The organism is candidate division KSB1 bacterium (assembly GCA_022566355.1).
Lineage (GTDB): Bacteria > Zhuqueibacterota > JdFR-76 > JdFR-76 > DREG01 > JADFJB01.
Genome location: JADFJB010000144.1, coordinates 1 through 11057 on the forward strand (window position 1 = coordinate 1; position 11057 = coordinate 11057).

The 11057-nt window shown below is 40.3% G+C and carries 9 protein-coding genes; 8 read left to right on the plus strand and 1 reads right to left on the minus strand.

From position 1 onward, the window contains the following. A partial coding sequence (locus IIC38_18225; protein ID MCH8127864.1) for a hypothetical protein occupies nucleotides 1-226 on the plus strand: 226 nt, incomplete at its 5' end. A 448-nt stretch (nucleotides 227-674) separates the two neighbouring features. Then, a complete protein-coding gene (locus tag IIC38_18230) occupies nucleotides 675-1484 on the plus strand; it encodes a hypothetical protein (GenBank protein MCH8127865.1) in 810 nt (269 codons plus the stop codon). 273 nt (nucleotides 1485-1757) lie between these two features. Here the strand turns inward: IIC38_18230 and IIC38_18235 are convergent, their stop codons facing one another. Continuing rightward, nucleotides 1758-2555: a cyclase family protein gene (locus IIC38_18235; protein MCH8127866.1), complete on the minus strand. Its 798-nt coding sequence runs from the start codon at nucleotides 2553-2555 to the stop codon at nucleotides 1758-1760. A gap of 1050 nt (nucleotides 2556-3605) precedes the next feature. Here IIC38_18235 and IIC38_18240 point away from each other — a divergent pair. The 6 genes from IIC38_18240 to IIC38_18265 all read left to right on the plus strand — a co-directional run. Continuing rightward, on the plus strand, nucleotides 3606-6725 hold the full coding sequence (locus IIC38_18240) for an amidohydrolase family protein (protein MCH8127867.1): 3120 nt from the start codon (nucleotides 3606-3608) through the stop codon (nucleotides 6723-6725). Then, on the plus strand, nucleotides 6722-8092 hold the full coding sequence (locus tag IIC38_18245; protein MCH8127868.1) for an amidohydrolase family protein: 1371 nt from the start codon (nucleotides 6722-6724) through the stop codon (nucleotides 8090-8092). Before IIC38_18240 ends, IIC38_18245 begins: the two co-directional genes overlap by 4 nt. Nucleotides 8093-8664: 572 nt before the next feature. Then, a complete protein-coding gene (locus IIC38_18250; protein MCH8127869.1) occupies nucleotides 8665-9459 on the plus strand; it encodes an SDR family NAD(P)-dependent oxidoreductase in 795 nt (264 codons plus the stop codon). Nucleotides 9460-9591: 132 nt separating this feature from the next. After that, nucleotides 9592-9822 (plus strand): type II toxin-antitoxin system prevent-host-death family antitoxin, encoded by a 231-nt coding sequence (locus tag IIC38_18255; protein ID MCH8127870.1) that lies wholly within the window; start codon nucleotides 9592-9594, stop codon nucleotides 9820-9822. Further along, the gene (locus tag IIC38_18260) at nucleotides 9822-10214 is read left to right on the plus strand and encodes a type II toxin-antitoxin system VapC family toxin (GenBank protein ID MCH8127871.1); all 393 of its coding nucleotides are present in this window, start codon (nucleotides 9822-9824) and stop codon (nucleotides 10212-10214) included. The genes IIC38_18255 and IIC38_18260 overlap by 1 nt, the downstream gene beginning before the upstream one ends. A 276-nt stretch (nucleotides 10215-10490) precedes the next feature. Then, the coding region (locus tag IIC38_18265) for a DUF4011 domain-containing protein (protein MCH8127872.1) at nucleotides 10491-11057 on the plus strand (567 nt) is incomplete at its 3' end.

The following is an 11057-nucleotide window of genomic DNA, read 5'->3' on the forward strand; positions in this document are numbered from 1 at the left end:
GATAACTTTGACAGGCGGTATATACATCTTAATTCCCCATTTAGTCTATTTTATTGGAAAAAGGACTTTACCGACCCATTCCATTTCCAAGAAAGCGCTCAATTCAAGAAGAGCTATTACTTTTGACAAAGAGAAGGCGGTTGAAATTGGCTCGGAATTCAATAGTCCATATTTCCGGGAACAAGAGGAATTCAGCGCTGTGATGGAGCATTCTGAACAATCCTAAACAAAACTTCAGGAACGACAAATTATTTTTTTTTGACTGACTGAATTTGTAGTTAGATTGTTATTATGCATTTTTATTTGAAATTACCCAACTGAAATATTCAAAAGGGGAGTCCTCACATACATCCCTCAAATCACAAAGTAAATTAACCTGGATAATTCATGAATTATAGTTTTAAGCTTAAAATTTCCTAATTGTCATCCCGTTGCGACGGGATGACAGTGATAAGGTTTATGAATAGATCAAGTTAAATTAGCCTCACTGATTTTTTCCCTCACAAAAATATAATCCTTTCAATTCAACCGCAATATCAGGATAATCCCGATTTACATAAAAATCTTTTTGGTAAGTACATCAGTCCAAAACTGAATTCAAGCATAGTTCCAAATCTGCCGAGAACATAAAAAGGAAAGGTAAAATGTGAATAATTATTAATGACAGGAAAACCATGAATATTTTTCGTTCGATCATGTCTATTATTATTTCAATTTGTATGGTTTCAAATATCATAGCAGGTACACCCCATGAAAAATATTCTTCTCATTCCATGCTTGGATTACACGGTAAAATCTATGGACCAGCATTTTTGAAATTAAATGGGACAATCTCGATTTGTCCGGAATCCGATCAAAATCAAATTTCTCAAATTGTCAGGTACAAATCCATTCCCAAAGGTTTATTCTTTTCATTTCTTCTCCCCGGGAGTGGTGAATTCTACTCAGGTTCCAAATTGAAAGGGTTGCTATTTTTTGGCTTTGAAGTTGGCGCATGGGCGTCTTATAAAACCAGCCTTGATAGAGGTAGAAAATGGGAACAAGAATATATAAACATTGCCAATGAGTATTGGGACGAAGACCGGTGGCAAACATGGTGGAACTCCCTTGTACCCAATGACCAGGAAAAATTCCTGGGAGTGGAATTGCCCGATGAGAAAAACTCGGAGTATTACGAGGCAATCGGGATTTATGAAAAATTTAATGCCGGCTGGAAAGATGTACAGTGGGATGCAGGCTCTACCTATACACAACCCTCAGGAAAAAGTTTGAATTTTAACGAGACGCGGCGAAACAGCAACAACAGCCTTAAGTGGGCGACTGCCGCGACATCCTTAATTATAGCGAATCATCTATTAAGCGCAATGGATGCTGCCTGGTCTGTTTTCCGGTATAACAAAAATGTGAAACCAACTGTGAGAGTGAAGTATGTATATGCGAATCCGGAACCGCAGTTATTGACCGGAATTCAGATAGGATTATAAGCCTTTTCGCAGATGGTAATGTGTAAAAAGTCTAACGCCAGTGAACGAAAAGTAAATCCTAAATACTAAGCTCGAATTTCTAAAACAAATCATAAAAACTAAATTACAAATGATCAAAGCGATAAAGGATTAATATTGTTTTCTAATTTCTAATTTCGAAATTGTTTAGAAATTAGTTATTCGGATTTCGGATTTTAGAATCCTTTTCTATCAAAAATAAATTATCGATGAGTACACTATTAGCGCCTATTATCCTAAAAAAATATACAAAATTTAATCTTCCACAAAAGCCACAATCCGTAACGGCCCGCCACTGCCGCCTTTAATTTTCATCGGCAAGGCGATGATAAAAGCGCCAGTCGCCGGTAGTTGATCCAGGTGAGCTACATTCTCGAATCCGGGAATATTTTTTTCGTACAGAATTTGATGGGTTTCAAACAACGTCGATTGGCCATAATCGATACTTGGCGTATCCAGTCCAACCGCCTTTATATTTCGATTTTCAACCAGCCATTTTGCCGCTTCCGGATCGATACCCGGAAAATGTAGCAGGGGAACGGCATCCGGACCAACCTGGTCTGTGCCCATATATTTCTTCCTATCCGGCCAGAATTGGCCATAACCCGTATAAAATAGTAAAATAGCGCCATCCTGTATCTGACCGTGCCGGGTTTCCCAGTCAGTTAAATCGGCTACACTGATCAAATAATCCGGATTTGCCAGGGCAGCACTTGATACATCAATTACTGCTGCAGTTCCGATTAATTGATCAAGTGTCAACTGCTCAACAGACTTTTTTCCTTCAGAAAAATGAATTGGAGAATCCAGGTGTGTGCCGCCATGTTCCGCTGCGCTGAAGTTATTGGCGGTATAGTAATAGCCACCCTCCGTCATGCCAGTGGCAACAACCTCCAATTTAAATCCTTCGGCAGTTGGCCAATAAATCGTTTCAGATGAAAAATCGTGCGTGAGATCGATCCATTCCCCTTTGGTAAAGGGTTCCTGGTTGCCACATGCTAGAAGAAATAATAAGAAAATCAAAAGTAAAAACGACCGATGATTGAATTGCATATTTACCTCCTTACTCTATGAAATTGAAATATGTGAAATATGAAATAGAATGTTTGTTTTTGATTAATGTACCATTGAATTTATTGGAAAAAAAGCAAAAAGTATAAATTAAATTGTTTCGAAAAGTTATTTTAAACCAAGCATTCAAAGTATTCTGGCTTTAAATTTCACCGGTTGTTTGTCCTCATTTGTTCATGCAGGAGTATTCATTTTTTACGTTCTGCTTTGAATAAGGAGATTGTGTGAAAACTAATTGAGCTATTGAGTTTCACGGAGCGGCCTTTGGCCGCAACCAAATAATTAAGCCACGGATTTTCAACTGATTGACACTGATAAAATCCGTTTAGAAAAAAAATTAAAAATCATACCATTCAATTTGAAATTTGTAGAATTGTTTTATGTTGGGAAAGTGAAATTTAGAGCTCCATTTATTAAAACTTGTGCGCCTACTGGCGTATTCGTGTATTATCTGTGTTCACCCTGTTAGATACAATTCTTTAGTATTTTCTGGTAAACTTGATGCTTTTATCTAACGGGGTGAATCCGTGGCTATATTATTGTTTTTATGTTTTTATTTAAAACCCATGTTGTTTGTTGATCTGTGTGATTATCTTGGCCAACCAAAACTTTGCAAAAAAAATAACATGATATTGCCGGCTTGTAGTACGAAATTACCACAGAATTAAAAACCTTCAAAGAATGACATTCAAGTCGCAGCCCCTTAATGACACTAAGCACATATTTGGTCTTATTGAGATTGGGACTCCTGGGGCTATGAATTCAGATTGACAAAAATAAAAAACAAAGTGCTTGCGTTTTGAAATTAATTTAGGTAATCTTATATTAAAATTCGGGAAAATATAATTTCTTCTTGTTATGACAATTCAAGAAAACAAAGAAGCAGTTTTACCCACGTTATTCGTTTTCTATTCCAACATTTCACCTGTTAAGACTTACATTTATTCAGTTTGAAAATTCTGTATTGAAGCTCATTTTTTTAATGGTAGTACCGTATAAATTAAACCTAATCACTAAATAAAGGAGAGGATTATGAGTCATAATTCGACCAGACAAATTGGTATGAACATCCTTGCGATTTTCATGCTTCTTGTCTTTCTTGTGCCTGATGGATGGTCTCAAACAGAGACTGGGCCTGTCAAGGGCATTCGGGAGAATACGCCCACTGTGCATGCATTGGTGAATGCCCGAATTGTCCAAAAGCCGGGGGCTGTGATAGAAAAGGGGACTATTGTGGTTCGCGATGGTGTAATTGAAGCGGTTGGCGCCGACATAAATATCCCTTCTGATGCAAGAATTTGGGATTATACAGGACTAACCGTATATGCCGGCTTTATCGAAATGAATTCCCAGGCTGGCTTGCCAAAACCAAAAACACAAAGGACTACCGGCTTTAATCCAGCGACGCCACAACAACCTCAACCGGATACTCGAAGAGGTCCACAAAGCTGGAACCCCAATGTGAAGTCGCATCTGAAGGCAATAGATTTGTATAAGCCGGATAGCAAGGAAAACGAAAAGCTGCGCAAACTTGGATTTACCACTGCATTAATTACCCCCAACCAGGGAGTTTTCCGCGGAAGTAGTGCACTTGTGACTTTAGGAGAAGGGCCTGTTCATGATCATATTCTCAAGAAAGAAGTATATCAACATGTAGCCTTAGACAGGGTTCGTGGCAGAAATTATCCTGGATCTTTGATGGGAGCCATTGCCCTTATCCGCCAAACTCTGCTTGATACAAAATGGTATCGTGCGGCGCATGAGGTTTTTAATGCTAATCCAATTGGAAAAACCCGGCCAGAAGAAAACTTAACCCTGGCATCGTTGATAAATGTAACTCAGGGCCAACAGCCGGTGATGATAGAAGTAACCGATGAATTGAATTTCCTGCGGGCGAATAAGATCATTAAGGAGTTCAGTTTAAAAGCCGCAATATTAGGAAGTGGTTTCGAATATCGTCAATTGAATGATATTAAGGCAACCGGTATTTCGGTGGTTTTACCCCTCAATTTTCCAAAAGTACCGGAAGTTGCTAGTGTGGAAGCAGCTCTGTCAGTAAGCCTGGATGCATTAAGCCATTGGGAATTAGCTCCCGAAAATCCAAAACGCCTGAATGAGGCTGGAATATCCTTTGCATTTACAAGTGCAAAATTAGGTAAAGGAGATAAATTCCATGACAAAGTTCGAGAAACGGTTGAGAGAGGACTTGCTAAGAGTGCCGCTCTAGCTGCGCTCACCACGATTCCTGCTCAGATGCTTGGTATGGAAAATCAATTAGGAAGTATCGAAGCAGGTAAACTGGCCAATTTAGTTGCAATGGATGGCGATTTGTTCAAAAGTAAAAGCAAGGTCATGGATACCTGGGTAAGAGGTGCGCGCTACGAGATCGAGAAGAAAGCGGCTGTGGATCCTCGTGGAAAATGGAAAACAACATTCACTCTCGCCGATGCAGGTTCTATGGATGCGACACTAGAATTATCCGGTGAATTGAAAAAATTAAAAGGAAAGTTATCGTCGGCTCATGGTAAGGTTGATCTGAAAAGTGCTACGTTAGATCATCATCGGATGACTATTGTGATGCCCGGTGATAGTATGGGTTTTAAGGGCATGATCCGCATGAGTGCGAAAGTCGACAAGGATCGATTAAGAGGTCAGGGTGAATTACCGGACGGTACGACTTTCAAATGGATGGCGAGTCGCATAGATGAAATGGATGAAGAAAAATCCGATCAGAAAAAGGAAAAGGCATCAGACAAGAAACCAAAGGATAAACCTTCAACCATGGCAGCTCTTGGTTATCCGGCTGGAGCTTATGGCAGAACGAGCCCACTGGAACAGAAAAAAAATATCTTAATCAAGAATGCGACTATCTGGACAAGCGGCCCGGATGGTATTCTTAACAACAGTGATATGCTGATCACAAATGGCAAGATTGCTAAAATTGGCACCGGATTGAAAGCGCCGTCAGATGCTCATGTGATTGATGGCAATGGCAAACATATCACGGCTGGATTGATCGATGCTCACTCACATACTGCAATCAATGGTATAAATGAAGGTTCCCAGGCAGTAACTGCAGAAGTTAGTATAGAGGATGTGATCAATAGCAAGGATATCAATATATATCGTCAATTAGCAGGCGGTCTTACAATAGCGAATCAATTGCATGGATCGGCAAACCCCATCGGTGGTAAGAGTTCAGTCATTAAACTTCGTTGGGGATCATCCCCCGAAGGGTTAAAATTTAAGGAAGCTCTACCGGGAATTAAATTTGCATTGGGAGAGAATGTAAAGAGAAGTAACTGGAATGATCCAACCCGGAGATATCCGCAGACTCGAATGGGTGTGGAACAAATTATCCGCGATCGTTTTAGGGCAGCGGTAGAATATGAAAATGCCTGGAAAGAGTATGAAAGCAACAAAAAGAAAGGAGTCATTCCTCCGCGCAGAGACTTGGAGCTTGAAACTTTAGTCGAAATTCTAAATAGCAAAAGATTCGTCCATAGCCATTCTTATCGCCAGGATGAAATTTTAATGCTGATGCGTGTTGCCGAAGACTTCGGATTTCGCATTCGTGTTTTTCAACACGTCCTGGAAGGCTACAAAATCGCCGAGGTAATGAAAGAACACGGCGCAATGGCATCGACGTTCAGCGATTGGTGGGCTTATAAGTTCGAGGTTGTCGATGCAATTCCTTATAATGGCGCGTTGATGCATGAAGTCGGCGTCGTCGTTTCATTTAACTCGGATAACGGTGAGTTAGCCAGAAGGTTAAATTTGGAAGCAGCCAAGGCGGTTAAATATGGCGGTGTCGATCCTTCTGAAGCGTTGAAATTTGTTACGCTAAATCCGGCAAAGCAACTCGGGGTTGAGCAATATGTCGGCTCATTGGAAGAAGGAAAGCACGGCGACTTCGTGATCTGGAGCGGCAGTCCGCTTTCAACCTATAGCAAATGTGAACAAACCTGGATAGAAGGACGGAAATATTTTGATATTGAAGAAGATATGGAAATGCGAGGTCAGGTATTAGCAGAACGGGCAAGAATCATTCAAAAGGTAATGGCTGCAAGCGCAAAAGAAAAATCCAAGGGAAAGCAGGGTAAGCCAAAGGACAAACCCACGGAGATAAACGGACAGGAGGTGCAACGATGAAAAAATCAATCCATAAGAAGGCTTACTCGATTGCTTTAATTACTGCAGTAATCCTAGCGATAAATCTAAGCTTTGCATCGGATCAAATCCCAGCGCCGCCACAGGATCATCCTATTGCATTAATCGGCGGCACAATCCACACCATCAGTAATGGCATACTTTATGGTGGTACGATCTTGTTTGAAGATGGCAAAATTACAAAAATCGGTACGAATATCGACTTGCCATCCGGAACCGAACGCATTGACATAACCGGGATGCATGTATATCCATCATTGATTTCAACCAATTCAAATATAGGTTTAGTCGAAATTAATGCAGTTCAAGCCACGAGAGATTACGCCGAAAGAGGTGATATCAATCCCAACGTGCGGGCAGAAGCTGCAATTAACCCGGATTCGGAAATGATGCCTGTGGCCAGGGCAAACGGCGTTGCATTGGCGCTGAGTATTCCAAGCGGAGGAATTATATCCGGACGATCTGCATTGGTAATGATGGATGGCTGGACCTGGGAAAGTATGACTCTCAAATCATCGGTTGGGTTGCATGTCAGCTGGCCTTCAATGGGTACACAACGCGGCCGCTTCTTTCGGCGGGCGCAATCCTCCCCGGAGGAGCAGAAAAAACGCAGAGAAGAGCAATTAAACAAAATCAAAAATGCCTTTGCCGAAGCCAGAGCTTACATGGTCGCTAAAGAAGCGGAAGGTAAAAAAGGAATTCCGCATCATGATTCTGACTTGCGATGGGAAGCCATGATCCCATTTTTGAAAGGTGAAGCATCTGTATTCATTCGTGCAAATGAAATCCGGCAGATCCAATCCGCTGTGGACTGGGCAACAAGTGAAAACTTGAAGATGGTTCTTTTTGGCGGCCGGGATGCCTGGCGTGTTACAGATTTGCTGGTTGAAAATAATATCCCCGTTATTCTTGATGCTATCCAGGTTTCACCCATGCGCCGTTGGGAAGCTTATGATGCGCCATTGACGAATGCCAAAAAGCTGTTGGATGCGGGAGTTCAATTCTGTATCGCCGGCGGAGGCAGCGCTGCTAATCAAAGAAATCTGCCTTATCATGCGGCAATGGCTGCGGCATTTGGGCTGCCCAAGGAAGAGGCGCTGAAGGCAATCACATTAAGCCCGGCGCAAATCCTTGGTGTGGCTGACCAAGTTGGTTCACTGGATGAAGGCAAAGATGCGACTTTGTTCGTCGCCAATGGCGATCCCCTGGAAATCATGACTAACGTGACTATGGAATTCATCCAGGGCCGAAGGATCGATTTGTCTAGTAAGCATACCCAGCTGTATGAAAAATACAGGACCAAGTACAAACAAATGAACTTAATTCAGGAAAAGATAGCTGCGAAATAGCGGTTAAATAGAAAGGATTGAAAATTAGAAGGGGCTGTCCAAGAGTAGTCAAATTAGGCAACCTTATTGGACAGCCCCTTTCTTGTCTTCTGTTTATTCATTTGTCCATTCAAGACTTATTTTTTTTGGGTGATTTGCTTCCATTATGTGTTTTTGATCTTTTATTTTAAGCTAATTAAACCTGATCTATTCATAATCCTTAACATTGTCATCCCGTTGCGGAGGCTGTTGCAGAATAGGCAAAAAGCCTGGAATTGTCATCCTGAACGGAGCGAAGCGGAGTGAAGGATCTTGTTTGAAACTCGTTGTAACTCTTGTATAATCAGGTTATTAAGGGCAGTACCAGCAAGATTCTTCTCCCGTCCAGGCGGGATCAGAATGACATTTCGCCAGATATGTGTATTCTGCGACAGACTGTGCGACGGGATGACAATTATGAAACTTTAAGCTTAAAACTATAATTCATGAATTATCCAAGTTAATTAACCATTTAGAGTTGAGTGCAAGATGAAAATTGCCCGGTGATTTATTGCTGGGAGCGCATTTGATTATTTAACACTTGGTAAAGGATTATGAACCCAAAACTAAAAAAATATTGGTCTGGCAAATCCATCCTGATAACAGGCGCTTCTTCAGGTTTGGGCTATGCCCTGGCCGAAGCGCTTGCTCGCTATAATGTTCAATTAGGATTATTGAGTCGCAGGGAACAACCCATGTGGGAACTGGCTGACAAACACCGGGACTCCGGTAGTAAGTTTTGGATCAAATCGTGTGATGTTCGGGAAAGAAGCGCTGTGGAATCTGCTGTGAGGGAATTTCATGAATATGCGGGAAAGATCGATGTCGCCTGGATCAATAGCGGTGTTGCCGGCAATACCCACTATCGAAAATGGAACTATGATTTTGTCGAAACCTTGATCGATACCAATATAAAAGGAGCTATTTATACCACAAAAGCATGCCTGGATTATATGGTTGCAAACGGTAGCGGCACGATCGTTGGTATTTCCTCGGCGTCTTCTATGCAAGGTCTTCCCGCCCGGGGAGTCTATAGCATGACCAAAATAGCGCTAACCTACTACCTGCAAAGTGTGGCGGCTGAACTACCGCAAATCCAGTTTACAATTATCAACCCGGGGTTTGTCGATACCCCGATCAACCGGGGCAATCCCAATCGATTTTGGTTGCTCTATCCGGACAAAGCAGCCCAACTGATGATAAAAGCCGTTGCAAAGAAAAAAGCGGTTTATACTTATCCCTTCAGGATGATGCTCCTGTATAAATTTGTCTGGCATTTGCCGGATTTCTGTCGAAACTGGCTGGCGCGTAAACTGGCCGCATTTAGTGATCCGGGGTCTGAGGGTTAAGTTTTACAAAAAAGAAGATAAAATAGTCTGACTAAGTTTCTCATAATTTAAAGGGGAATATCAAAAACTTCTTGAATCACTATTCGAAGTTTTGTACATTTAGAACGTACAATTTGTTTAGTGGAGTATATTATGGAAACCATTGCTGTAAGCGATCTAAGAGTAAATTTGATGAAGGTATTAAAAGAGATAGAACATGGGGCTATAATAAATATCACTTCTAGGGGTAAGGTTGTCGCCAAACTAATTCCTCCGGAATATAGTAAGGAAATTGCAAAAAAGAAATTGAAAGAAATTAGTAAAACGGCTGTTATTAATGATGTGATTTCACCTGTTGACGTTCAATGGAAAGTAATGGAATAATGGTAACTTTGGATACTCATGTCATTATCTGGGATGCATTAAACCCGAAATTAGTTAGTAGAAAAGCCAAAGAAGAAATAAGAAAAGCTCAACAGACTGGAGGCATTATTTTTTGTGAGATTTCATTATGGGAAATAGCGATGCTCATGAAAAAACAAAGAGTAATAATTGATATTACCTACAAAGAGTTGATTGGATTAATAAAAGCTTCAAATAACTATATATTTAAAGGTATAACACCGGAGATAGCTGAACTTGCAATAAATTTAGCGAGTGAAATAAATCAGGATCCTGCAGATCGCTTAATTTTGGCAACCTCTATAGTCACGAATGCTCCATTAGTAACAGCTGATAAAAATTTACAACAATCAAAACTAAAAACAATTTGGTAACCGATTCTATTTGTAACTGGCTGGCTCGTAAACTGGCCGCATTTAGTGATCCGGGGTCTGAGGGTTAATTGTTATATTGGGGAAGCACAGATAAAAAATCTTTTGTAGTAGAAACATTTCAGCACTTTTTGACAGTGTATGAACAATGAATATACACAAACATTGTGCATCATACAGGAAAAGCCTCACATTAAGCACATTTGGTTTTTTGCCGACATACAGGTAAAGCGTTAAAAACCAAAATACCATAATTTCGCCAATGCAAAAGAATCGAATATGGAAATAACAGAAAAGCTACTAATTGAATTACAAAACCGACTGAAAGTTGGTAGCCGGAGAGGTGTACATTTAAATGCAATGCCAGCACGTTCAAGATATAAATTTGACCTCACAAGATTATCCCATATAGATGAAGATTTACCTAAAAACTTCATCAATGCACTTCTAACTGAACAACCCTTAAAATTTAAAATAAGTTGGAAAGACAACGTACCTGATTTGAATTCACTTTTTGAGGATAACCAAACTCAATTAGTAAAAATTACGAAATCATTTGAAAATTTAATTAATCAGACTGACGCAATAGAATCAGAAAAAGGTATAAATACTTTTGGATTTGGATTTCCTCTACTTGTCAGAAGAGATCAATCGGATAATAAACTGACTGTAGCTCCAATACTAATTTGGTCATTAAAGATTAAAAGAACGAAAGAATTTAATACTTGGGTAATTCTAAGAGATGAAGAGGACCCCATTTATATCAATGAAGTTCTTATTAATCATTTACAAAGTGATTCAAAAATAGAAATTGATCAATTATCATCTGATCTATTAGATGATGGC